The sequence below is a fragment of the Arthrobacter endolithicus genome (genome assembly GCF_026627425.1).
GTDB lineage: Bacteria > Actinomycetota > Actinomycetes > Actinomycetales > Micrococcaceae > Arthrobacter_M.
The window spans coordinates 339,872-364,742 of sequence record NZ_JAPNLH010000001.1; the positions used below are offsets into that span (position 1 = coordinate 339,872).

Annotated in this window: 18 protein-coding genes and 1 pseudogene; 11 read left to right on the top strand and 8 right to left on the bottom strand. The window is 60.9% G+C overall.

The window, feature by feature from the left end; genetic code table 11:
* The first annotated feature begins 327 nt into the window (after nt 1–327).
* Together istA and istB are read left to right on the top strand one after the other, a co-directional pair.
* On the top strand, nt 328–1,794 hold the full coding sequence (gene istA, locus OS914_RS01610; RefSeq protein ID WP_267544303.1) for an IS21 family transposase: 1,467 nt from the start codon (nt 328–330) through the stop codon (nt 1,792–1,794).
* The gene (gene istB / locus OS914_RS01615; RefSeq protein ID WP_267544304.1) at nt 1,791–2,522 is read left to right on the top strand and encodes an IS21-like element helper ATPase IstB; all 732 of its coding nucleotides are present in this window, start codon (nt 1,791–1,793) and stop codon (nt 2,520–2,522) included. Before istA ends, istB begins: the two co-directional genes overlap by 4 nt.
* 892 nt (nt 2,523–3,414) lie before the next feature.
* Here istB and OS914_RS01620 read toward each other — a convergent pair.
* Nucleotides 3,415–3,849, bottom strand: coding sequence for a hypothetical protein (locus OS914_RS01620; RefSeq protein ID WP_267544305.1), 435 nt, complete (start codon nt 3,847–3,849; stop codon nt 3,415–3,417).
* A gap of 600 nt (nt 3,850–4,449) precedes the next feature.
* On the opposite strand from OS914_RS01620, the pseudogene OS914_RS01625 reads away from it, so the two are divergent.
* A pseudogene (locus OS914_RS01625) lies at nt 4,450–5,007 on the top strand (recombinase family protein); the annotation flags it as partial.
* Between the two features lie 282 nt (nt 5,008–5,289).
* Here OS914_RS01625 and OS914_RS01630 read toward each other — a convergent pair.
* Nucleotides 5,290–6,081 (bottom strand): hypothetical protein, encoded by a 792-nt coding sequence (locus OS914_RS01630; protein ID WP_267544306.1) that lies wholly within the window; start codon nt 6,079–6,081, stop codon nt 5,290–5,292.
* 310 nt (nt 6,082–6,391) lie between these two features.
* On the opposite strand from OS914_RS01630, the gene OS914_RS01635 reads away from it, so the two are divergent.
* The 8 genes from OS914_RS01635 (at nt 6,392) to OS914_RS01670 (ending at nt 15,553) form a co-directional block, all read left to right on the top strand.
* Nucleotides 6,392–6,682, top strand: a complete 291-nt coding sequence (locus OS914_RS01635; protein WP_267544307.1) for a hypothetical protein — start codon at nt 6,392–6,394, stop codon at nt 6,680–6,682.
* A gap of 9 nt (nt 6,683–6,691) precedes the next feature.
* On the top strand, nt 6,692–8,056 hold the full coding sequence (locus OS914_RS01640; RefSeq protein ID WP_267544308.1) for a type IV secretion system protein: 1,365 nt from the start codon (nt 6,692–6,694) through the stop codon (nt 8,054–8,056).
* 181 nt (nt 8,057–8,237) lie between these two features.
* Complete coding sequence (locus OS914_RS01645) at nt 8,238–9,704, top strand: SCO6880 family protein (protein WP_267544309.1); 1,467 nt, start codon at nt 8,238–8,240, stop codon at nt 9,702–9,704.
* On the top strand, nt 9,701–11,161 hold the full coding sequence (locus OS914_RS01650; protein WP_267544310.1) for an ATP-binding protein: 1,461 nt from the start codon (nt 9,701–9,703) through the stop codon (nt 11,159–11,161). The genes OS914_RS01645 and OS914_RS01650 overlap by 4 nt, the downstream gene beginning before the upstream one ends.
* Nucleotides 11,161–12,981 (top strand): type IV secretory system conjugative DNA transfer family protein, encoded by a 1,821-nt coding sequence (locus OS914_RS01655; protein ID WP_267544311.1) that lies wholly within the window; start codon nt 11,161–11,163, stop codon nt 12,979–12,981. The genes OS914_RS01650 and OS914_RS01655 overlap by 1 nt, the downstream gene beginning before the upstream one ends.
* A gap of 2 nt (nt 12,982–12,983) precedes the next feature.
* Nucleotides 12,984–13,547, top strand: a complete 564-nt coding sequence (locus OS914_RS01660) for a hypothetical protein (RefSeq protein WP_267544312.1) — start codon at nt 12,984–12,986, stop codon at nt 13,545–13,547.
* Nucleotides 13,548–13,562: 15 nt separating this feature from the next.
* Nucleotides 13,563–14,729 carry an ArdC-like ssDNA-binding domain-containing protein gene (locus OS914_RS01665; RefSeq protein WP_267544313.1) on the top strand — a complete coding sequence of 389 codons (1,167 nt, stop codon included), beginning with the start codon at nt 13,563–13,565 and terminating at the stop codon, nt 14,727–14,729.
* A 224-nt stretch (nt 14,730–14,953) separates the two neighbouring features.
* Nucleotides 14,954–15,553 carry a helicase associated domain-containing protein gene (locus tag OS914_RS01670; RefSeq protein WP_267544314.1) on the top strand — a complete coding sequence of 200 codons (600 nt, stop codon included), beginning with the start codon at nt 14,954–14,956 and terminating at the stop codon, nt 15,551–15,553.
* Between the two features lie 312 nt (nt 15,554–15,865).
* Here the strand turns inward: OS914_RS01670 and OS914_RS01675 are convergent, their stop codons facing one another.
* The 6 genes from OS914_RS01675 to OS914_RS01700 form a co-directional block, all read right to left on the bottom strand.
* Nucleotides 15,866–17,959, bottom strand: a complete 2,094-nt coding sequence (locus OS914_RS01675; protein WP_267544315.1) for an AIPR family protein — start codon at nt 17,957–17,959, stop codon at nt 15,866–15,868.
* Complete coding sequence (locus tag OS914_RS01680; RefSeq protein WP_267544316.1) at nt 17,956–18,939, bottom strand: PD-(D/E)XK motif protein; 984 nt, start codon at nt 18,937–18,939, stop codon at nt 17,956–17,958. The genes OS914_RS01675 and OS914_RS01680 overlap by 4 nt, the downstream gene beginning before the upstream one ends.
* On the bottom strand, nt 18,939–21,758 hold the full coding sequence (locus OS914_RS01685) for a Z1 domain-containing protein (RefSeq protein ID WP_267544317.1): 2,820 nt from the start codon (nt 21,756–21,758) through the stop codon (nt 18,939–18,941). The genes OS914_RS01680 and OS914_RS01685 overlap by 1 nt, the downstream gene beginning before the upstream one ends.
* Nucleotides 21,745–23,202, bottom strand: a complete 1,458-nt coding sequence (locus OS914_RS01690) for an ATP-binding protein (protein ID WP_267544318.1) — start codon at nt 23,200–23,202, stop codon at nt 21,745–21,747. The genes OS914_RS01685 and OS914_RS01690 overlap by 14 nt, the downstream gene beginning before the upstream one ends.
* A 52-nt stretch (nt 23,203–23,254) precedes the next feature.
* Nucleotides 23,255–24,424 (bottom strand): DNA cytosine methyltransferase, encoded by a 1,170-nt coding sequence (locus tag OS914_RS01695; protein WP_267544319.1) that lies wholly within the window; start codon nt 24,422–24,424, stop codon nt 23,255–23,257.
* 224 nt (nt 24,425–24,648) lie between these two features.
* On the bottom strand, nt 24,649–24,846 hold the full coding sequence (locus tag OS914_RS01700) for a hypothetical protein (RefSeq protein WP_267544357.1): 198 nt from the start codon (nt 24,844–24,846) through the stop codon (nt 24,649–24,651).
* Nucleotides 24,847–24,871: the final 25 nt, after the last annotated feature.

The window sequence follows — 24,871 nt, forward strand, 5'->3', positions numbered from 1 at the left end:
CCACGACCCACGCCCCTGCCTACAGCAACTACAGGACGGCGCCGCGGGCCGCGTGTGTGTGATCGACTATCTGTAGGCCGTTTCAGCCAGGAATTTGGGCCATGTTGGTGGCTCGTTTCAGGCCAATAGAGCGGTAAGAATCAGGCCAGTCATTTCATCCCGGAATCAGGTTTCGGGGGCTGGCTTGGAGATAGAGATCACCCGGTGGCCCGGGCCCATATCCAGAGTGTTGGTGACATGGGCCCGCCACACCCAGATAAGTTCCTTACGGTGCTGCCATTGCGAAGCGTATGCGCCGGAAGGGCTGGAAAGCAGATGACGGTACCCATGTCCGTACAAGAAAATATCAGAAGACTCGACTCCCAGGGAGTCCCAGTGCGTCAGATCGCCCGAAGGCTTGGAGTGAGCCGGGCCTCGGCGGCGAAGTACGCCGAGCAGGAGGACTTCTCCCCGGCGCCGCGGGCACCGCTGGCCAGGCCGGGGGCCTCGGTGCTGACCGGGTTCGAGCACATCATGGAGCGGTGGCTCATCGAGGATCAGCGCCGGAACCGCAAGCAGCGGCATACGGCGAAGCGGATCTTCGACCGGCTCGTTGACGAGCATGGTTTTACTGCCACCTATTCACCGGTCCAGCGGTACGTGAAGAAATGGTTGGCCGCCCACCGCCAGCCCGGTGAGGGGTTTACCGAACTGGTCTGGCCTGCCGGCACCGTGCAGGTCGACTTCGGTCAGGCCGAGGCCATCGTTGCCGGGATCCGGCAGGTCCTGCATATCCTGGTGGTGACCTTCCCGTTCTCGAACATGCGCTTCGTGCAGGCGTATCGGGGCGAGACCGCCGAATGCGTGGCCCACGGGCTGCGGAGGGTGTTTGAACACATTCGGGCTGCGCCGCGGCACATGGTCTTTGATAACGCCACGGGCATCGGAAATCGGGTGGGAACCCGGGTGACCGAGACGAAGCTGTTTGGCGCCTTCAAACTCCACTACAGGTCCGAGTCACGCTATTGCAATCCGTACTCGGGCCATGAGAAGGGCAACGTGGAGAACGCGGTAGGGTTCCTGCGCCGGAACTTCATGGTCCCCGAGCCGGAGGCCGCCACCCTGGAGGGGTTGAACAAGGTCCTCATGGCGCGCTGCGACGCGTTGGCCACCACCGTGCACTACCGCAAGGGCGTGCCCCTGGGTGAACTGTTCGCCCAGGACGTGGCGGCGTCCATGGAGCTGCCGGGGATCGGTTTCGATGCCGTGCGCTACGAATCGCGCAAGGCCGACAAGACCGGGAACCTGCTCATTGACGGGAACACGTACGCCGCCGGGCCCGCTTTCCACGGGCGGATGCTCACGGTGGGGTTGGGACACGACGTGGTGCAGATCCTTGATGAGCATTCCGAACCTGTCCGCACGTTTCCGCGCGTCTTCGGCAAGCAGGCCGAGACGGTCTTCGACCCTGCTTCCCTGGTGCCGTTGCTGGTGACGAAGCCCGGGGCGTGGTCCCATTCGCCGCTGCGGGCCCTGGTGAGCGACCCGGTGCGTGACTGGTTGGACCGGGCCACGGCCACGGATCGGCGCCGGCTGCTCAACGCGGTGGACGCTGCCTCGTCGGCGGCGGGATTCGATGCCGCGGTGGCCGCTGCCGACACCCTGATCCAGCGCGGGGATGCACCGGACATGGCCATGCTGGGCATGCTGGCCCGCCGTCTGGCTGATGGCACCGAACCGGAGGCAACGAACGTGGACCTGAGCGTCTATGACACCTTCACCACCCTGAACACCACCACAGGAGAAATAGCATGAGCACGATCACCGTCCAGGACCTCCTTGAGGCGGGCAAGCACGCCTCGCTGACCGGCAGCGTGTTGACCGATTGGGCCGAGAAGGGCACCCCGAAGCAACGTGAATACCTGCACGGGGTACTGGTCGCCGAGCACGAATCCCGGCAGGAGTCACGGCGCCAGCGGCTGTTGAAGGCCGCAAGGTTGCCGGCCATGAAAACCCTCACCGGGTTCGACTACAGCAGTGTCCGATTCCCGGAGGACTACGGCCGAGGACCTCTCGAATCCCTGGATTTCATCAACCGGGCCCAGGACCTGGTCCTCTACGGCGACGTGGGCACCGGCAAAACCCACATGGCCACCGCCTTGGTGGCCGCCGCCTGCCGGCAGGGCATCCCCGCCAGGTTCTTCACCACCTCCGCCTTGGTCATGATGCTGCGCCGCGCCAAGGACGAAGACCGCCTCGACAAGGAACTGGCCTCCCTAGCCAAGAACCAGCTCCTGGCCATTGACGAGCTGGGCTACCTCCCGATCGACGCCGAAGGGGCCAGGCTACTCTTCCAGGTGATCGCGGACGGGTATGAAAAACGAAGCCTGATCATCACGACAAATTTGGAGTTTTCCCGCTGGGGCACCGTGTTCGGAGACGACAACATGGCCGCCGCCGTCATCGACCGGTTGGTCCACCACGGACGGCTTCTGCAGTTCCGCGGCGAGTCCTACCGGGTCAAAAATGCCCTCATGAAATAGCCAACCGCTGAAATGGACCAGAAAAGAGCCGACGTGGCCTAATTCTTAGCGCTGAAACGGCCTACTTAAACTTGACGAAACACACCGCGCCTTGCGGCTGTACTGAGGGAAGTGAAGAGGCTGCAGCGTCGACACAACCAGGGCAGAGCATGGGACCCAGTACCAGCCGGTGCGCTCCGCCCGGGCAGGCGCACTTTCGCCGAAGAGAGGCACCGGGCCAGCAAATGTGTAGCGGTGAGGGATCCCCTAACGGGCCGGTTACCTATCCTGGGACAACGGGCTAGGGGGAACCGCTGCTTCAAAAGCTCTGTTGACTCCCGGGCAATGCGACAGGCAACGATCGCAGTTAACAACTACTCCAGGATGGAAGGCGTCCCCCAACGACTCCCGAAGGTCTCCCCTGTCAACACTCATTGCCCAGAAGCGGGCATCCGGATGCGCCGGTCGAGACACGATGCTCATCTCAATCACTTCTGCGTCAATGATATGTCTTGTGCACACTTGCCCGTCATACACACGGCCTTTGATATGCATACAGTCCCAGGGATCCATTCCGCAGATTCCGCATTCTGACTTTTTTATGACGTAGGCAATGCTCATGCCAACTCGGCTGTGGGCCAGCGAAATGGGGCACGTGTCGTAATACTGCCCATCATCCCTGTATTCAAGAACACATGCCTTGGGGAATACGGTTCTGGCAAGTCGCCCGATTCGATCTAGAAGCCCGTGAGCAACCTCAAATTGTGGCGTATCCTCGAGCCAATCCAAGGCTGAACGTGCCAGGATGCGGAGCGATCCCAGGTCAGCGATTTCAACCTTGCCCGCCGAGATATCCTCTTGGATTCGGTCGAACGCTTCGGACGCCTGAGCGAGGAGCATATCTCCTCGCCGCTCAATCGGTGGCATTTCCATCGCTCGGCCGTAGGGCTTGGCCAAAAATCTCGGCGCTCTGGATCGCGCCGTTGACGGGTCCATCGTAGTTGAATTCGCTCAAGGTCCCGTCACGATGCCTTACTCTCCAGCTGATATGGATTACTTGTGACGTATCGGTGCCGACAAAGAAACTCTGTATAAGGTTGGCGAGCAGTCCGCCGGCAACTCCCGTTGCAAGATTGGAAGTAAATTCAAGAATGGGTAGCCAAACATCGAATGCTTTGTGGGAGACGAGAGTTCGTTCGTCCTGGTCGACGAACTCGGATTCGAGCCCATATTCTCTGAGGACCTTGACCATGTCGATCGTGGTGTCCGGATACAGGGCCTGCTCGCCTGCAGGTTTCGTCAAGTTCCGAGGCAGTCCGGGTAGCACAAGTACTTTGCTGTCGGTCATGGACCAAGTCTCGCACGCCTGGGCCATGATGGATCGTTGCGTAATGCAGGCAGCAGACGCCGCAAAGGCGAGGCCAGCGGCCTAATCTAAAGGAGGGGCGTTTTGCCGGCTAGTCATCGTCGTCGGAACCCAACCATTTACCTCTACGAGTCAACACGCACGCTTCACAACGGGAGATTGAACCCACAGAGAGCCGCCCGTAAGCCGGTCATTCACCAGTGCGGGTGCAGACGACTTCTGAAATTTTCGAAACCGCATTGTTCCGTAGGCCTCACATTCGCGTATACCGTGCCCGAGAAAAAGCCCGGTCATGGGAGGCTAAACGGTACACTCAAAAACCATGACCGGACTCCTGATCGGATACACCCGATATGTGGGCATGAGACACGTCCAGCCTGGTCTCTGTCTCATGCCGAGCATCGATTCTTCAGACGCCGTCCTGGTCTACCTCTGACTCGCCGGTCGGGACGAATACCGAAGAGCTCCGCACAGGCGTCACACTCGCCACTCTAGGAATGACCACCGAGATTTCCCGGAAAAAATCAATTCCATGGCCCCAGCAAACCCTCTCATGAGACACGGCCAAAGCGCCCACATAACGCGCGCGTATCCACCAATGACCAAGACCTCACCGCCCAAAAGAATGCCTTGCTTGCCCTGGGGGTGTCACTGGAGCAAACCTTCACCGACCAGGGCCTTACTGGTGCGAACAGGGCGCGGCCTGGGCTTGGGCAAGCGCTAGCGGCCTGCCGGCGTGGGGATACCCTTGTCGTGACCAAGCTTGACCGTCTGGCTCGGTCACTGCGCGATGCGAAGGACATTGTTGATGAACTCACCCGTCGCGAGGTCAAGCTCAGCATCGGTGGTTCCGTCCATGACCCCACCGATCCCGTGGGTAGGCTACTGTTTAATGTTCTGGCCGTGGTTGCAGAATTTGAGGCAGACCTGATCCGTGCGCGAACTCGTGAGGGGATGGCTGTCGCCAAGGCAAAGGGCAAGCTGCGCGGAAAGCAGCCCAAACTCTCCAAAACGCAGGAAGCCCACCTAGTTTCCACCCATCGGGCGGAAACATACACGACTGTTGAGATTGCCGAACTCTTCGGCGTAGCCCGTTCCACCGTCTACCGCGCCATCAAACGCGCAGGCGACCCTACATAATTCCTTAGCGTGACTTTGCGTATCGATCCTCCTTTGAATCCAAGCTTCTCAAAAAGTCACGGTTCGTGCAGAGGACTATTGAGCAGAACGCCGTTTTGTGCAGGGCACTTCTGAAATTTTTATGTCAGTACTCGTCTGCACAACACCGGAATTCCGTGGGAGCGTGTGCAGACGAGTATTGAAAATGACAGAATGACCGGCATCTTCCCGGGCCTGTTCGGGTGTCTTGAAAAACAATAGTTTTCTAAGACAACCGTCCAAGCGTTCCGCCGCTGAGTGTCATCACGTCAGATGACCTGAAAGCGGCGTGATGATGGTCGTGTCGATGGCATTAATGTACATTCTCAAGATTTCGGCTGCATCTTGGGACTGCTGATGGACGTCACGTATCGTGACGCCGAAAATCATCGATGTTTGGACTTCATCGGGCCCGGGTGGCTTCTGGAATGTAAATCGGCCGAACTCGTCACCGGGTTGTGGCGGCGATGTGGGCGTGGCGGGTACGAACTTTGTGTTCTGAAGCTCCATCGGCCAGTCGGTCGTTGTCATCACAGGCTGACGCAGACCCAGTCGTACCTCTCGGTGCTTGTCGATATTGTCGAGTTCCGCGAGTTGCCAGAGCAAATATTGCTCGGGGTGGTCTGGGATGACCGCGTAGGGTTGCCGGGCCTCAATGAAGTGGCGCGCATCGGGGGAAACGAACTTCAGTCGCCCGTTTCCTAGGTTTCTCAGGAATGTCTCCTCATCAAGGTAGACCGGGAACTGCAGCTGACGCATTTGAGTAGGCTTGATCTCTTCCTGTCGCCGCTGCGCCCCTTGCGTCGCAAGAGCATAGATGAGGTGGTCGAGCGCGGCTCGTACGTTGTGCACGGCGTCGCCGACCAGGAGCGCTAAGTGTGCCGGGGGCTCGGCGAATGATGTCCACCGCCAGACGTGCTGCCGTCCGCTGTCTTCGAGATCGAGATGAACCGCGGCATCGCCCGACCCCATAAAGATGTCAATTTCACTACGGAGGGATTCGACGTGTTCACGGGCGCGTGCGAGCTTCAGGGCGACGCTGGTAGGAACACTCATGCTCTGATTATCGATGGCGGAGAACAACGCGCGCCACCGACCACAAGACCGAGGCGTCATGATTCACCAGTCATGCAATATTGACCGTCTCTACAAGCAGCACCTTCCACCCCGTGAGACACAGCCAAAGCGTCCACATAATGCACGCGTTTCGAAGCGGCAGTTGTCCACCGACCGGCAGCGGCGGACCTGGCAGAGGGCCGCGTAACTGTACTTGTTGACGTGGGTCATGTATTTTTCCCTTCCCATCGCCATGAAGCAAGTGAACAAAACGTCCACGCCTGTGGGCAACCAGCGATTGGAGTTCACAATGTTGTATCTGGCGGTCGTGGATCCGGGGATTACCCCGAACACAAATTTCCCGTTCCTCGAATCACTCAAGCAGATTGGCGGCGGCATCCTCGTGGGGGCGTTCATAGTGATCGCCATCGTGGCGATCATTGGCGCTGCCATGCTGCTGGCTGGCAAGCTCAGCCAGTCCTCCCGCCTGGCTTCCGGCGGCGGGATGATCCTGCTTTGGACGGGGCCGGTGGCCGCGATTCTAGGTGGCATCAATGGCTACATCCTGTGGTCACAGAACGCGTTCAACCTCGGATTCTAGGCTCCGGTTATGCTACCGATGGTCAAATGCAACCTGGATGGCTGGTGGCCGCCCGGCTGCGGCATCGTCTCCCAAGCGAACGATAACTTCGCCTCGGCCGTCACCTCCTACATTGCCGGCATCCTGGAGAGCATGGCGTCCTGGATGTGGTCATTCATCTCCGGTGCCTTCGGCGTCTCAGACATCGCCGCGTCGGAGTGGGACATTGTCAGCGGCCTAACCAATTGGTGGGTTGTCGTCATGATGACGCCTCTTGTGGTGGTCATGATCGTCCAGCTCATCGCAGGACTGGTCAGTCAGCAGCCCCGCCGCATTGGCCGTGCACTGCTCGGCGGAGCTCTCGCCGTCCCGCTGGTCTACCTGGCCACGAGCCTCATGAGCAAGCTCTCCAGCTTCACTGACTCAGCGTCCACGGCCCTCCTGGCCACGCTAGGCAAAGATCCCTTTGTCGTGTTCATGAGGCTATTCGGCTTCCAAAAAGCTGGGGCTGGTTCAGGCCGTGAATGGGACGTCGTTTCGCTCAGCTCTGGAACAGCGGATGGCCCGACCGGTGCAGTGGTCGTCACGGCTATCGCGGTCCTCGTTGTATGGATATTGTCGTTCATCCTCATGTGCTCGATGATTTTTCGTTCGTTCGCGCTGCTTGTCCTGGCGGCCGTGGCGCCGGTGGCTCTTATGCTCCTGCCGTGGGAGAGAACCAAGTCCTGGAGCAGAATGTGGTGTGAGACGGTCATTGCGCTGTTGATTGCGAAGCCGCTCGCCGCGACTGTCCTGGCAGTTGCAGTCAAACTGTTTGCGAATTCGACGTCGTTCGGCGGGCTTGCGTCCGGCGCCGTCGGGATGGTCTTGGCCTGCGGGGCGCCATTGATGGCCCTAAAGCTAGTCAGCTTCGCCGGTGGTGAAATTGCCGGAGCTGCCCAAATGGCGGGCGGTGGCCATGTTGCCAGCCGCGTTGGAAGCTTCACGGGTCGTCAGCTCGGCCGCCAGTTCGGCGGCAAACTGCACATGCCAGGTTTAGGTAGCAAAGGGCCGACACCAGTGGCATCCAGTCACTCTGCAGCGCCCATACACCCCGCCGCCATGCACGCCGGCGCAAGCAAGGCGTGGATTGGAAACCCCACCCAGACCGCGGGGCCAACTGCGTCGAGTCCTCAAGCACATGGTTCGACTTCTGGAGGTTCACCGAGTCCAGGGCCAGCCACTTCAACAGCCTGGCCGATGCCGCCGGGCCCGGCGGCGAAAGCCGGACATGCAAGCGCGCCGGCAAGTGGCACCCAGCCACCTCCACAACCAGACCGCCCAGACTCGACACCGCCGTCATCGGGCAGGGAACCAACCTCGTCTCGCTATCCGCGCAAGATCCATGACTCCTAAACCAGTGCTCCAAGGCAAGGTCCGTCCAGTCCGACCGCGCCACCCGTGAATCAACCAAGTCCAATGCCACCAGCTGGCCCCAATAATCGACCTCCGCGTACACCGACGACCAACCCCACCCGCCCGGTTGACCCGTCCAAGCACCTACCGAAGAACCCGCCCAGCAATGGAGATGGTCACCATGACTGATGACACCCGCATTCTGCAGCCAGTCCGCTTTCCGCGCCACGAACGGCACGGCCTGTTTATGGGGCTGCAGTGGTACCAGCTTTCGTTGGTCGCCCTGGGAATGCTTCTCGCTGCGCTCGCATCCGCTACAGGTGGGCCCCTGGCCTTCATGCTGACACTGCCTGTTTGGGTGGGGCTGATGCTGTTAGGCGTCCTGCACTACGCCCGGATTCCGTATCCGGTGTGGGCCCTTACGGCGTCGGTGTTCTTCCTACGCTCGGTGTTGAACGAGACCCGCTACCTGGCGCGGCCGGAGCAACCGCAAAAGGTCGGCACCATGGCGTTGCCGGGTGGGCTGGGCAGCCTGGAACTGTGCAAAACATCAAAAGGTGAGGGGTTCATCGTTGACCGGAGCGGGCACGAAGCCATGGTCTCGCTTCGTTGCACCACGACGTCGTTTGCCCTGATGGACAGCGACGACAAGGCGTACGCCGTCCAATCCTGGTCGCGGGTGCAGGCTGCCATGGCAAGCCGGCCAGCCGTCGCCCGCATTGCAATTCAGGACTACACCGTGCCATACCCGTCGAGCGCCCTGCGGGCCTACTACGAGCGTGCCGTGCCGCCGGAGCGCATCGCAGACGCACAGTGGGGCGACCAGTCCTATCTTGATTTGATCGCAGCTGCCGGATCATCCATGAGTCACGAGATCATCATGACGATCGTCCTGGATACGGCCAAGGCACGCCACCGGATCAAGGACGCCGGGGGAGCGATGGCTGGCCTGGAACATGTCCTGCGCTCCGAGGTTGAAGCCTTCGGCACCGGGCTGAAAACACACGGTGTGACGGTGACCGAATGGTTGTCGGACACCGCAGTGACGGCAGTGCTCCGTGGCTCCTTTGACCCTGCCGCGGTGGCGAAGTGGGCGGCAACAACCGGGGGCGGCGACGGCAATGCTCCAGTGTCGCCGGGCCCGATGGCCACTGACGAGCATTGGACGTACTTGCGTACCGATTCTGGCTTCCACCAAACGTTTTGGGTCGCGGAGTGGCCCCGCCAGCAGGTCTACCCAGGGTTCCTGCAACCGCTGATCTACGTGGGGGAGTTCCGGCACACCATCTCCCAAGTCATCCGGATAGTGCCCACCGACCAGGCGTTGCGGGACATCCGTTCGGCGCAGGAAGCCCATGACACCCGCCGCCGCATCAATGCGCGCCTGGACCGGCCCCTAACCCGTGAACAGCGCGCAGAAGAGGAGGAAGTCGCCCAGCGTGAGGAGGAGATCGTCGCCGGTCATGGGGATGTCCGCCCCGCAGCCTATGTAACTATCACCGCGGACACTCTTGATGAACTGTCCCGCTGCAGGCAGGAGCTTGAATCGGCCGCTGCAGGAGCGTTTGTCGAGTTGCGGCTCATGGCCGGGCAGCAGTGGCCGGCGTTCATCGCCGGGGCGCTGCCCTTGGGAAGGGGCCTGAAATGAACAAGCACGTTGCCGCAGTGAGCATCGCCCCAACCGGTGAGACTCATAACCAGCGGCAGGAACGACGGCGGCGCGAACGTTCCTTGGACACGGCACCGAGCCTGTCGTTGCGTGAGCTGCGGGCACAACGAGCAGCGGAAACCGGAGGCAGCGGCTCGGCCGGGGATTGGGGTAAACGGGAAGGGGCAACGCTTTGGGGCCCGCACAGGGTTCACCCATCTCCTCACCGGGCCTCGACCCTGACCATGGCGGCAGCTTATCCGTTCCTCACCGAATCAGGGCTCGGCCCGGAGGGAACCTACATCGGTACCGACCTGTTTGGTTCCGGCGCGTTCTGCTACGACCCGTGGGTCATGTACGACAAAGGCTTCATCAGTGGCCCGTCCATCGTCGTCATCGGCACCGTGGGCACCGGAAAGTCCATGTGCGGCAAATCGCTGGTCACCCGCTCCATCACCCTCGGACGTAAAGCAGCTGTGGCCTCGGATCCGAAGGGCGAATGGGTTCCCGTGGCCAACGCCATCCCTGGTGGCAAGGTCATCTCGGTAGGACCCGGACGGGCAACCCGGGTCAACCCGCTCGACGCCGGCCCCCGTTCCAGCGCGCTGTCCGACGCACAGTGGCTGGCAGTGGTCCGGCAGCGCCGCCGCCACTTGCTCGTGGCCCTGGTTTCCCTGATGCGTCCCGGTGTTCCGCTGAGCCCGGTGGAGCATACGGCACTGGACATGGCGCTGACGGATGCAGTTGCCGCCAACAGCACCCCGACACTGCCCATGGTTCTGGAGTACCTGCTCAACCCCACCCCAGCGACAGCCGCACTCGTCGGATTCAACGGTGGGTCCGGCGTCGGACATTCACTGCGCAGAACAGTCTCAGGTGATCTGGAAGGAATGTTTGACGCCCCCTCAACCGTGGCTTTTGACGCCGATGCCCCCATTATGGTCATGGACACCTCAGCCCTCATTGGAGCCTCGGAACAAGCGCTGTCCCTGGCGGCTGCCTGCGGTGCCACGTGGCTGGAAGCTGCAGTAACGAACCCCGGCGGAGCCAAGCGGATCGTGGTCTATGACGAAGGCTGGCGGATGCTCGCCGATCCCTACATGCTCGCAAAGATGAGTGAGCAATGGCGTCTGGCCCGTGGCTATGGCATTTCAAATCTGCTCATCATGCACAAGATTGCCGACCTAAACGAGATTGGCGACAGTACCAGCGGTCTTCGGCAAAAAGCTCTCGGCCTCCTCACTGAAGCGGACACCAGAGTCATCTACAGGCAAAAGCACGACGCCATGCGCCTGACAAAAGAAGCGCTGGGGCTGACCGAAGCCGAGTGCGAGCACGTCGAGAAGCTGCCCAAGGGCGTAGGCCTGTGGAAGGTGGGCAACAGGTCCTTCATCGTGGCGAACCAGGTCACCACCGACGAGCTCGCCGTCTTCGGCACCGACGAGAGAATGCTCTAATGCCGCGGCGCCTCGACGACGGCAACCCGATGGTCTCCATCGGGCTGATCGCAACGTCCGTCTACATCGTCCTGAGTCTCCTTATCCAAGGCGCAGCCCACATTGCCTATTCATCACAATGCGGGGCTTCTGCCCCTTGGGACTTCAGCCCCGCCGTCCTGCCTGGACTCATCAGCGGACGGATGCAATGGATCCTGCCCGCACAGGGCACCTGCACTATAGGCACTGGCCAAATCTGGCTCATCATCGCACCCATCATGGCTGTCATGGCCGTGGCCGCACTCGCAGGCATGCTCGGCTGGCGCACGTGGCGGCAATCCGGCGCCTGGTTGCGGCAGGACATCCTGAGCCGCGACGGCGTCGCAAGGCGACCAGAAATCACCCGCGAGTTCGGTGCCAAGGCTGCACTGAAGCGCGGCCGCTATACACGCCCCGGAGCCAGAGACCCCAAAGTCGAAGAAGTCTCCTGGACCATCGGAAAATCCCGCGGAGTCACAGTCCACGTCTCCACCGAAGAATCACTCGTCATCCAAGGCGCACCCCGCTCCGGCAAGGGCCTGTACGTCATCATCAACGCCATCCTCGACGCACCCGGCGCCGTCGTAACCACCTCCACCCGCGCCGACAACCTCGTCGTCACCATGAAAGCCCGCGCCACCAACGGCCGCCCCGTCACCGTCTTCGACCCCCAGGGAATGTCCGGACTGCCCTCAACACTGAGATGGTCGCCTGTACGGGGCTGCCAAGACCCCGACGTCGCCACCCGTCGGGCACTCGTCATCTCAGCTGACGCCGCCCTCAAGGGTGAGAACGCGGCTTGGCAAAAGCGCTCGCAGATAGTGCTGCAATGCTTGCTGCACGCGGCCGCTCTGTCGGGTGAGGGCGTTTCATCGTTTCGCCGCTGGGCATCAAACCCAGTGCTGGCCAGGGAAGCCCTCAACATTCTCGGCCGGCCCGAGGCTGCGCTGGGCTGGCAAGCAGACCTAATGGGCATCATCGACGACGACCCTCGCAACACCTCTAATTCTTGGATCGGCGTGACGGCTGCCGCAGCCCCGCTATCGTCGCCCAAGGTACTCGCCGCGCTAAACCCGAAAGGGACAGGCGAGCAATTTGATCCCAAGGCCTTCATCGAACAACGTGGCACCTTGTACTTGATAGGAACGAAGAGCGGCGCAGCTGCCGCTGGCCCCTACCTGTCCGCGCTGATCGACGACATCGACTACGCCGCCCGGGAGATGGCGTTCGTCTGTGCGGGTGGCAGGCTCGACCCTCCGCTGTCGCTGATCCTTGACGAGATCGCCAATCTTTCGCCTTGGCCGGGGCTTCCGGTGGTGCTCTCGGACGGCGGCGGCATCGGCATCTCCACCCTTGTGGTTCTGCAGTCACTGTCCCAGGCCCGGTCCGGTTGGTCCATGGACGAGGCCGCCACCATCTGGGACGCGGCCATCATCAAGGTCATCTTCGGCGGCGGTTCCGATGAACGCGACCTCAGGGCACTCGCGGGCCTGATTGGGGAACGGACGTTGACGTTCAACACCCGCTCTTGGTCGTCACAGGGCCGCCAGGATGGCGAACAAATCAGGGAATCACCGGTAATCCCGCTCCATGAAATCCGCCGCCTCCCCGCCGGTACTGCCATCATGCTCGGCCGCCGCAGCCGCCCCATTCTGCTGGACCTGCGCGAATGGCACAAACGCAAAGACGCAGCGCAATTGGGCCGGTCTAAGAAGCAAACAGAGTTGGAACTGCTCACCGGTCACCTCAAACGACAAACGGACCAGCAAACGGCCATCGCGGCAGAAAAACAGGAGTCATAGCCATGGGCGAGAACGAATCCTTTGAATACGACGTCGAAAACGGTGCCGAAGACAATTTCGCGGCCCTGCTCTTCGGCTCAACGCGCGGCCTACGGTCCGAGCGGGTACCCATGACATACCGGTGGCGGGACATGGACCCCCGCACAGCAAAGGCCGTCTGGGACCACCTCGGCAGCTGGGTCCGCTGGCTCGTGGAAACCTACCACCTGCCCACCTCCGTGGTTCCCGACTGCTGGTGGCGGCACTCGGACATCGTCGCCGAGTTGTATGCGCTCCAACGCGCAGAGCAGGCTTCCTACACTGAGGACGACGGCGGCTACGGCCCCTTGGGCTTCCATGAACGCCTCGAACGCGGCATCGCCCGTTTGAGGGATCAAACCAGGGCTGCGGGCTGCGTCAGCTTGCAGCAGCACCGCGAGCCGCCCGTGCGCAGATTGCCTGACGAAGGTCCCGCTATGTCGGGGAACTTGATTGGCCGGCCGGGTTCAGGCTCGGACCTGCCAAAACGGCATGGTTCGGACAATCCCGGTGATGCCGATTCGGGCAACGCGGATTCTGGACAGTAATGGAGGAGTGGTGCCATGGAAGCTAAACCAGAACCAATGTCGCAACGGCTGGCCGCCGTCGATGTAAACGGGGGAGTTCCGTCTGCTTCCCACCCCGGTCCCGAGCAGCGTGTTTCCGAACTTACGGAAGGGCTATACACGCTGCTCGCGGAGGCGGTGGACCACCCGAAGCAATGGCACCTGCTGCTCGATGCCTCGGCAACCATGTGGCGATACTCCGGCGGCAACGTGGCACTGTTGATGATGCAAATGGCGCAACGCGGCCCAGTCCAGCCGTCCCTCATTGCAGGGTACAAGGAGTGGGAGCGTCACCGTCGTTACGTCCTCAAAGGTGAACATGCCCTGTATGTCATCGCGCCACGAACAGCCCGAATCACCAACGATGACCAAACGAGGCGCGACCCGGCGACGGGCGAACGGGTGCTGGATGAGCCAGGTGATGGGACGAACCGGTCCCGCATTGTTGGATGGCGAGGACAGGCAGTGTTCGATGTATCGCAAACTGAAGGTGAGCCGCTGCTCGTTCCAGTTCCCGGCCAGCCCGAGGTGCCGCTCCAAGCCGATTCATGCAAGCAGCTGTGGAAGTCTCTCACGGGAACGGCGCGAAACGCACGCTACAACCTCGTTGTCTCGGAGACGCAGGTAGGACTGGCTGACGGCTATACCGACCACGCTCGTCGATTGATCAGCGTCGGGTCCTGGCTGGACGCCGAGGAGCGCGTTGCAACACTGGCGCACGAGCTCGCCCACGCCTCATTGCACGTCCCTGGAGACTCCGTCGGCGCCCTCTACGGCAGCAGTTCCGAACACCGCGGTCTCGCTGAGATTGAGGCTGAGTCCGTTGCCTATGTCGTCCTGCGGGCTCACGGCATCGACCGCGGCCGGCAGTCAGCTGCCTATTTGGCCGGATGGGCCGACGCAGTGCTGGAAGCTGAAGCTGACTCCATACTCCGGTGCACAAGGGACCGAAAGCCGATGTCCCGCGTGGATATTGCCAAGTCTGTCCTTGGCCGGGTGACTTCCGTGGCCAAGACGGTACTGGAAACGACAAACCCGCCGGGGTCTGGAGGTAAATTGGGGGCGGAGATCTCCGTGCCAGGAGCAATGACGAAGAGAATCGATCTGGAAGCTGGACTGGCGCGGCGAGGGAGGACTGTTCAGAGTCGGGGCACATCTTTGTAGCCCAGCGTTTCCAGATTCTCGGGAGACTCGAAGGCCGCGATTGTGATCTCATTCATCTGTTCTGAGGCGAAACTAGACAATGACGACCAGATGCCCATCGGAGTGTAGAGCCGTTTGTTTGGCCCCGTAATTTTGACGTCCTCGATGCTCACAGAAGAACTCCCGGCCGCCCACCGTGGCCAACTCCACCGGCATCCAACGCCGGATGGTTTTAGAATCGAGGTATGTCTCCAGAAGTCCGGGAGAGCCTTCACCCGGAATGGGATCTGATGTACCGGAAAGGCATCTCCTTCCGCCGAATCGCAGACCTATGCGACGCTCCGGTCAGTACCGTCCACCGCCACCTCCAGCGTCGGACCAGTCTTGATCCTGGTTTGCGGAATGACTACCTGGCCAATAAACCAAAGCTAGTACGTGCCGAACCTTCGAAGGATTGGTGGAGGGGCCTGCAGCAGCTGGAGACCTTTATGAAGGAAACCTGCCGGACACCAGTCACGACCGGGCTCACAAAGGGTGAAAAGGGCCTTGCCCACTGGTTGAGTAGACAACGCCTGCAAGAGCGGCGCGGCCAGCTCACCGTGGCGCAGAAGAAAGCCTTGGATGAAACAGGCGAGTGGAGAACCACAGTCAGGATGCAACAGGACACTGCCCGCTGGCACTACAGACTCGGCCAGACGCAAGAATTCCTCAAAGATCAGGCTCGATGGCCCCGGTACCACGGGTTCGACACTGAAGAAGAACGTGTTTTAGGTGTCTGGTTGCACGGCCAACGACAAAACAAACACCGGCATGCTATCCCCGGAACAGCGACACCAACTAGATAAAACGCTTCCTGGTTGGAATAAGCCACACCGCGGCCTTATTACCAGTCTGGGGCTTGAGGACCAATGCTCGGGAATGTCATGCTAAGGCACCAAAGCCCATCGCTCCGATCGCGGCAGAACTAGGAGGAACGTGGGAGTTCGCCGAGAATGGTTTCCGGGATGCGAGCCGGGGTCGGCGCCAGCTGCCTCAGAGTGCGCGGATTCGGATCCTGTTTGTTCGCCAGCAGGGCCAAGGAGGATGTGCTCTGGTCCTATGGAGCTGGACCTGAGGGCTTGGGTTTCCTTCAGGGATTTCTCCAGAGCCCTCGTGGCCTAATAGCTGTCGCTCCCGATGATTCCGCTTTCGGCCATTCGCCCCAGTAGTCGCAGGAGAACGGCTCCTTGACGGTCGGAGGGGACCTTCCCCTGCCGGAGGCCAAACATCTGCACGAGATCCTTCTCGGTGGGGGACATCGGGACTTGCGCGCGATGGACCGTTTCCCAGACCTGCGGTTTGATGGCAAGGACGCGCTTGACCACCTCGAAGCCAGTGTCCATTGCGCGTTGCTTGCGGTCGTCGGTGGCTTGCCCCCGTGCCTCGTCGCCGGTGACCAGGTCATTCCCGATGCCACCTTCGAGTCGAACGCTGACCTTCTTGAATTCCTCCCAGCAGGCCTGCTGCTTCGCCCATTGGGTCACGTTTGCTTGGGGGCGACTCGGGTCGGTTAGGTGCTGCTGCGCCGCGTGAGCGATCTCGATGAGCGCGGTAAGTGTCGAGTCACTTATCGCTTGGCGTTGCCAGACTCGACCGAAGTCGAAGTTGGCTCCGCGGAACCGGACTCCAATCTCGTGGGCAAAGCGAGAGATCGCATACGCAACTATGTTCGCGAGATAGCCCGGAGCCGCCTTGTACCAATCCTGCTTGAGCACCTGGGAGCGCAGCGTCTCGTACAGAATCGCCTTGCCGGTGCCTGTGCGGAAGTAGCCGTCTCCGTAAGCATCCGCACCCTTGCCATAGTCCTTGGTCCACTGCGTATCCACCTTCGTCGCATAGTCCGCGAAGACGGACTGGGCACCCTTGCTGACAAGGTCAGGGTGCTGATTCCAGCAGTAATCGTACTTGGCCCAGTCGGTCTTTGTGATGCGTTGTGTCTTCGGGTACTCCACCTCGAATTTCGCCTGTTCACCGGCGGATCCACGCGCAGTACGGTCGTTCTCCCATTGACCCCTCGCCCGCTCGTAGAACCATCCGGTCTGGTACTGCTGACCCTCTTTCGCCGGTGCTTTGAGACGCCGACTGATTTGTTCCATGCGGATGTGGAACTCGTGGGTGGAGAATAGGTCCGCTGCGCTTACCCTGTTCTGGCTGTTCGCGTATTTGGCGACCGCCTGCACCACGGTTGCCGAGTCGGATTCGCTAACCGTTACGAGTTTCATCTGGATGGAAACCTCGTCGATGATGTCTTCGCTCTTGTTGTTGCGAAGGAAGTGTGCAATGGAGGCGGTCGTTTGGCCGCCGTTCACGATCTGCCAGCGGTCGAGGCTACGGATCGTCGGTCCGTCCGGCGAGCGACCGAGTTCGACCTCACTCGCTGTGGTCGTCAGCCCGTTGTTGTACGCCAGGAATCGTGCTGGCTCCTGAGCCAGGGTGCTCTGGATGCCGCGGTTCACCTGGCCCCTTGCGCTCAAGAAGGTCCGGACATTCGATTCCAGGAGCAGGCTGCCGTATTCGTCGAATACGTCCGCGAGGACCCGAGCTGGGATGACGGCAAGGTAGGTCCGGGTGGTCTCATCGTTGCTGGGGGCGACCAGGCACGGGAGACCATCGGACAGCCACTTCGTGAAGTCGACGCGGATGTCTTCGCTGCCGCGCTCGGGAAGCGTAGCGTCTATGATTCGCCGCTGGTCCCAGATCTCATAGCTGGTCTTAAGGCCAGCAACAGTGCCGCTTTCAATCGTGCGAATGCGGCCGCTCATTAGGCCATCGGTGATGAGGATGACCCGGATCCTGGCGATCTTGTTGCCAGCGACCTGCTTCGAGAAGTAATCTGCGTACTCCCATTCGCGCGACGACATCTCCAGGTTCGTCGTCAGCCAGCCGTCGACAGCCGCCTCGATGAATCCAGTCGCGCGTCCGATGGCGTCCTTCGCATCGGTCATCGTGAGGGTCGCGTCCCTGCCGAAGTACCGTCCGGCAAGAATAACGAGGGACTGCTCGATTGGACTCTCTGCGTACCCAAGCAGTTCGAGACGCTTCCTTCGCGGTCCGTTGCAACGAAGTGGCTCGACATTGAGATCCGCGGCGGCTTCCGCATCTTCGAGCCTTCGGGCGAACACCGCGGCGAATGCCGCAATCTCGAAGGCGCCGTCGCCGGCGACGGCCTCGACCTTGATCTCGTTGCGAAGGTCATCGACTTCGATACTCACGGCAATTCCATCTCGCTGAGGAGTTCGCTGAACGGTGCCGCGAAGGGGGTCAGCCTGAGTAGTTCGAGGGAGTAGTGGACGTCGATTATCCCGGCGGGAAGGGAAGGGATGTCGAGGTGCGGGAACCCCTGCTTCACTGCAAACCGTCGCCATTCGCCGGGCAGGAAACGGTACTTGTCGTACCACTCGTCGGAGAGGTCAAGAGTAAGAGCTTCCAATGCTGCATCCCACTTGTCCGCGGCACCCGGTCCGGCAGCCGCAACGACTTTGCCGGTTTCTTGCACGTACGCACGGAACGGAATCGCCACGGTGGGGTCATCCGGGGCGTCTTCGACTGGCAGCACGAGGAGATCGAGCGGTTGATTGGAGGGCACGAGTTGGCTCGGGGACGACACTCGGATTCTTCCGGGCGGCTGGTGAGTCGACTTCACCTCGATCCCGCGTCCATTAGCGAACGTAAAGTCATGCACGCCGAGTCCCGCCTTCGCCCAGGGGCCCCGCCAGGACGTGACGGCATCCTCGACGCACATGCCACCAGCGATGATTGTGCGCAGGAACAGGAGTTCCGCGAAGGTGCCGCGCACAAGGGCTTCAGAAAGACGGCCGCGTCGCTGACCGACGAAGCGCCGATATTCCTCGATCGATCGGATTAGCACCTCAGCACCTTCATCGACTGACATCGACGTGGACACTCGATCTAGAACGTACTCGACCAGCTTTAGGAACAGGGGAGGAAGTTCCCGGTCAATGGCCGTGATCTGGACATAGTCGTTGTTCCCGCTACGCGTCGTCTTCACCAGGAAGCCTTGGCCGTCGCTGACGATCTGCGACGGGGTGAGTGAGACACGGACGAGTAGGGCTGCTCGGCCATTGTCATTGACGGCGGCGAACATGAAGGGCGCCTGGGCGATGACTATCATCCGCCCGCTCTCGGCCGCGAGCACCTGCTCGTACCGCGATCTAAGGAAAGTGGCATCCATCAGAGGTCGTTCTCGTCGACTTCGTCGTCGCCCTGGTCTTCAACGAAGCCGTTGTATGCCCGCCAGAACACCTGGTTGACCTGGTAGGTTTTCGAGTCACGAGTCGCGTCCTCGATGTCCTCCTGAGTCATTTTGGGAAATGCAATTGCCACCGCGATCCGTGTCAGACCTGTTTCAACCGGTGTGAGATCCGGGGAGTCAGGGGCCGCCGGTTCCTTAGCGGTAACAGCGTAGATCATCAGGATCGGGTGGTCGATCCAAGAGAGTGTGCGCGCCTGCGATGACAATGGCCTGCCGTCCCTTGTGAAGCGCGGCTCTGTCTTCATCGCGTCGCGCTCCGACGATAGGAGCGAGCCGATGACGTCCCCCCCGGAGGATACGCGGCGGCGGTCGAGGCGGATGTGCCCGTCAAGGCGGCTACGCCCCATCTTGTTTCGGACGCTCTTGGTGACTTCGAAGTCTTTGCCGAATTTGTGAGGTTTCCCTTCGCCGCCACTCACCAACACAACGCTCCAGCGATCGCTTCCTGGCGTAACCTTCAAAGCATCCGTGATCGGCAGAGTCCCGTCGCGGCCCCTGCTGAAGGGTTGGTTGGCTGGTCCGCCTGGTGCGCCCTGAAAGGTTCGGAAGAAGTCCAGCACTGCGTCGAGGGGAACGTTCTGCCATGAGTCGAACTCGCCGCTCGTCTTTCCCGGTTCTGGAGCGCCGAGCCGAGCGATCAGCGCCTCGACGGCTGCCTGATTTGTCTGATCAACATCGGCGTCGCCGGTGAGATCGTAGGATTCCGCGAGTTTGTTTTCCCAGACGGTCGGTCCGATCTCGATGACCTGGGTGTCGCGCCCCTTGTTTGCCGCGACAATATCGACGCTGTCGGGATGGACGCGAACCCGCAAACCGAAGTCCCGAGGTGTGAGCCTGCGGGCCTTCATGTCTAGGAGCGTTTCCCGCAGTTCGTCGCTGACTTCGGCCGAATGCGTGAAGTCCGCGCGGGTCGTTTCCGGCATCCAGATGCGCACGAGGTCATCGAAACGGGGGCGATAACCGAACCAGCGCCCCATCTGCATGAGTGTGTCCATCGTGCGGGGTTCCCGGACGAAGTAACTCACTTGGAGGCCGTCCAGGGTGAGGCCGCGAGAGAGGATGTCGCCGCCGACCACGATCTTCGGGACGAGGTCGTCGGTTTCCCTCTCGGCGACGGTCATCAGTTTCCGGCGCTTCGCGCGCTCCTTCGCAGTGTCGCCGTTGATGAGGTCGATCCGGAACTCTGGAGCGATCTCGACGAGTTTTTCCGCCACCTGATGCCATGCGATGTCGGTCACGTTGGCGAATCCCACATCCCACACGTCCTGAATCCTCTTGGCTGCGACGCTTCTGGTTGCGGTCGGCCGGGCGAACTCACCAAGGATTATGGCGGCTGTCCGCCGGAGAAACTCGTCTGCCAGTACCGAAACCTGGCGTTCCACGCTCTTGAACCGAGAAACGTTGATGAGCATCGACACAGTCTTGACCTTCTGGTCGCGGAGACGGCGCACCGCCGTTCCAAGAAGGAACTCAATCATCGCGGTCTCCATCGACTCCGGGAGCGCGGGGACAGGATGGTGATTCTTGTGCTTGATCGGAATGATCGCGAGACAATCGTCGACTTCGGTGTTGATCGCCGCGTGGCCGCCCTCGGGGAAGTACGTTCCGATTCCACGGTACGTGCTCGGCGGGAACATGACTCTGATGTAGTCACTCGGGAATAGGTCATTGAGCACGGTTCCAGGGCCGTCCGTTGCCTGCTCTCCACGCCTCGGCTTCTCGACGAACTCAAAAGCTGCCTGGTCGTCGATGAAGATGTTGGCAAATGGGGTGGCCGTAATTGCCAAGTACGAACTGCGCGTCGAGACATCCAAGAGTGCACGGATCGCCTTGTTGACGCTCGTCGGGTCTGCTTTGTCGCGTGTGTTCGGGCTTCCCCAGTCTGATTCGTCGTCCACAACGATGAGGGGGATGTCCAGCCGGCCACCTGGCGCCTGGCTCTTGATGTATGTCCGGATGTTATTCAGGAGTGAGGGGGTCTTCTTGGTGATGAATACCGTCGGGAGCCCGCCCTCTACCCACGTGATACTTGAACCGCGCTTCGACTTTGAGAAGTCGTGTCGGACGGTCGTCATCAAGTGGGCGCGGAGCCCGTGAATCTCACCGACGCCCACGTTCCGGATGGCGGCATGGCTGATGCCGTCTTCCCATGTTTCCGAATCAATCCCAAGCAGGTCGGTGTCGAATCTCGTCTGTGTCTGCTGCCGCAAGTCTTCGGTGTGGCCCCCGATGACGACGATCACTTGGTAGCCGTAGTCGAGCGCCTTGTTGAGTACGCCGAGGTAGGTCGCTGTCTTTCCGGACTGGACCTCACCCATGAGAAGGCCACGTCGAGGCCATGTTCCGTCGACCTGCATCGGATCGCCCAGCAGCTCGACCATGTCGTCGGTCTGCGAGTCGAGGGTGTTTATGACGTTCCGCTCCCAGTCCCGACTGATGAGTAACTTCTTGTAAGCGTCCCAACGCCGCGTCTTGACCTCTTCCCGGCGCTGCGCTATCCAAGGCCGGAAGGTCATTGGGTCGACGATTGAGCCGCCCAAGGTCATCTCGACAGCGTTCTCCTCGGTCAACTCCTGGAGGACCTCTGCGATCTCGATTGCGGTGAGGTCCTCAAACAGCAACGAAGCAAGCCCTCCGGCCTTCGTCTCCAGTTCGTCGAATGTCAGCGGACGGACTGTGTTGAATAACTGATCCTTGAGGTACCTCTTGAAATCTGTCTGACGGTCATTCAGCGGCATCGGCGTCCTTCCAGACATGATCGACAAGCGTGTTTAAACCTTCAAGGCTGTTGAACGGCTCTACACCGGCCAGTTGCGTTACGGCGACTTCAGGGTCTGTGCTGAAAAGCCCTGACCGTCGAATGTTCCGGAGGCTCGCGATGAGTGCCTCATGCTCAGGTTTCGAGGTGATCGAAGGGACGTTCGCGGCGACCTCGACGTAGGCGTCCATGAGAGGGAAGGTACTCGCGATGGTCTGCAACAGGCCGACCACCCGTTCGGCGTCATCGGTGTCGAGGCGGGACAGGACTGACTCGACGAGCGGACTTTCGAGGTTCACCTCGTAGCCGAAGCCGTCGCGGGTCTTCAGCTTCGTCCAGACGTGCGCGACTTCCGTGTTCTCTCGCCTCCCTCGAAAAGCGTGGACCCTGCGCCCCCGGTTGAGGATCGGGTCGATGAGTTGTCGGAGTCGCAACTTGAAAGACTGCGGTGGTTCCGCCCGAGACTTCTTGATGTCGAGTTGCCAGAGCGCGTCCAGTGTACTCGGCACGTCGACTTGGACGCGGGTCTGCTTCGACAATTCGTTCATGCGTGCCAGGCCATACCAGTGACCGTGGGAGATAAGCCTGCGGTTCCTGTACACGTAGAACCCCTGGGCCTCCCGCATGCCCTCACCCAGGTCTGGCCGTTGCCGTTCCACCGGCGAAAGACCGGAGGGGTGTGGCAGCGTGAACCCTTCTACGCGTACCTCGTCGCCGCCGATGCGGAGAGTCTCGGGTGCAGTGCGCTGGGTCTTCGGGTTGTCGGCCAGGAACGGGTCCGTCGGCCGCAGGGGGACCCCGTTGACCGTGATGCTGATCCGGTCGCGCCGGTCAGCGAGAAACCGGTGAAAGACGAGCGCGAGACTGGAACGGACTCCGCCGAGCCGTTCGGCGAGAAAGGGGCCCGGCGAGGTTGTGTCGCCGAGCAGAAGGTCCAGTTCGTTCCAAAGTACGAGCGTCCCACTGAGCTGGGCATCAAACTCGGCCCACAAGGGCAGGTCGCTGAGATCGGTTTCATCAAGGACGATGAGGAGCCACTGACCCGATTCGCGCACGAAGTCGATGTCCCAACGTAACGCGGTGACCATGTCAGCACGCTTAGTGATTAAGGTCAGGCAACGCGCCTGTGACAGCGACGCCGTCTTGAGACCAAGTCCAAAACGACCAAGGTCCGAATCCTTCCGATCTCCGACGGTGCCTGCCAGCCGCAACGCCTCGCGAGCCTCCCCCGCGGTCATGCCGCATCCATCATCCAAGATCGCGAGGTACTGGCCGTCGACAACATCCGCGTCGATGACGATGTGATGCGCTTCCGCCGTGATGCTGTTGTCGATGAGGTCGGCGATAGAGGCTTCGAGTGAGTAGCCAACAGAGCGCATTGATTCGAGCAAGTTAACGCCCGGCGCTAGAGTCTCCGGTTCCATTTCCCCCCTTGGTATAAGGCCACTCGTAGTAGTCAGGCTGCCGATGCTTCGACTACCTCGTCTTGGTCTGTTCTGATTCAAGAACCTTGGGGACCTCGATGTTCGGCTCTATCGACGGGTATGGGATTCCGGCGAATGACTTGAACAGCGCGGTGAAGATAGCCTCTGCAGCCTTCACCGGAACTGCCATGCCGACCTGTTTCCTGACGCTTTCTTTGAGTCCCTCGAAGACGAAGTCGTCTGGGAAGGACTGGAGGCGAGCCCTCTCACGATTCGTCAATGCGCGGTCCAGCACCCAATGATAGACGTAGGAGCCGCCACCGCCGGCCCCTGTCACTGTGTACGCAGGCTTGTCCGGATCCAGTCGTTTGTAGGTCGTACTGATCGTCGTGCGCGTCTTGATATGAAGCCGCTCAGGCATCTCATGAAGAGCGCGAGGAGAGAAGGCATGCTCACCGGGCCGCAGGTAACTGAGCCGCTCGACGACCTGTGCAGACAGACGGGCAACCTGGTGATTGGGAGTGCCCAGAGCGATCGGTGGAACCGTGAGGGCCGATTTCGCACTTACGTCGATGTCGTTGTAAATGTCCGGCGACGGGACACGAAACTCGGTCTCAAGGTCCTCACGGATTCCAACGATGACTATCCGTTGCCGTCGTTGTGGAACACCGTACTCGTCAAACGAATAAAGGTGCGGGACAAGCCGGTAGCGAGGGCCATTGTCGGGGGCCTGAAGGTGCTCCAGAATCTGCTTGAACGCCTTGCCTTCGTTCGCGCCGCGAAGACCTGACACGTTCTCGGCGACGAACCATTTGGGCTTCTTCGAGGCCAGGACCTTTACCCCATAGGTGTACAGCGGGCCGTAGTCGCCGCGTAGCCCCTTCCATTCCCCGACGAGGCTGTAGTCGTTACATGGGAAGCCGAAAGCAAATCCGTCGATCTCTCCGAGGGCCTCGATGTCGAGAGTGTGAACGTTTTGATGGACGACGCCCCCACCCGTCGCTGGAAGGTCACCCGCGGCTTCAACTAGCTTCGCGTCCTCGCCATACTCAGGCACCAAGATGTTCCGTTTGTAAGTTTTGCAGGTGTCGAGGTCATAGTCGTTCGCCCAGGCGTGCCGGAGGGCGACGCCTTCGACGGCCTGCGTAGCAAGCCGCGCACCGAGTGCCATGCCGCCGGGGCCACTGAACAACTCGCCCATGCGGTAGGTCTGGCTGATCATCTGCGTTGTTCCTTGGGGTCGGATTTGGGGGGGGCGACCATCAATCGTTGTTAGCCCGGTTGACAACGCCACCGACTCCACTACGTAATTCAGTGCGGTTCTGCAACCCTGATCGCTTCCCCGCCAGTGTATTGGTCCTAACAGACATTCAAACATGGCGCGCAACGCACGGTCGTGAACGACACAGGTGATCTCTGCTCAGCTGCTGGCTAGAAGCCCCAGGTCTAGTTGTCGTTGATGGCCTCCAGTAGCCACTGTTCAGACGGGGGATCGCGGCGCAGCTCAAAGGTCCGTAGCGCGGAGGCAGAGCTGAGACGGACCTGGACCCGCCAATGTTCGATGTCCATGACGTTTCCCACGCCGACCCGAACGGTCCTGTCCTGCCAAGAGCGATTGTTGAGCTCACGAGCGTCGTCGTCCATCCAGTCACCGTCACGCTTCGGGTGT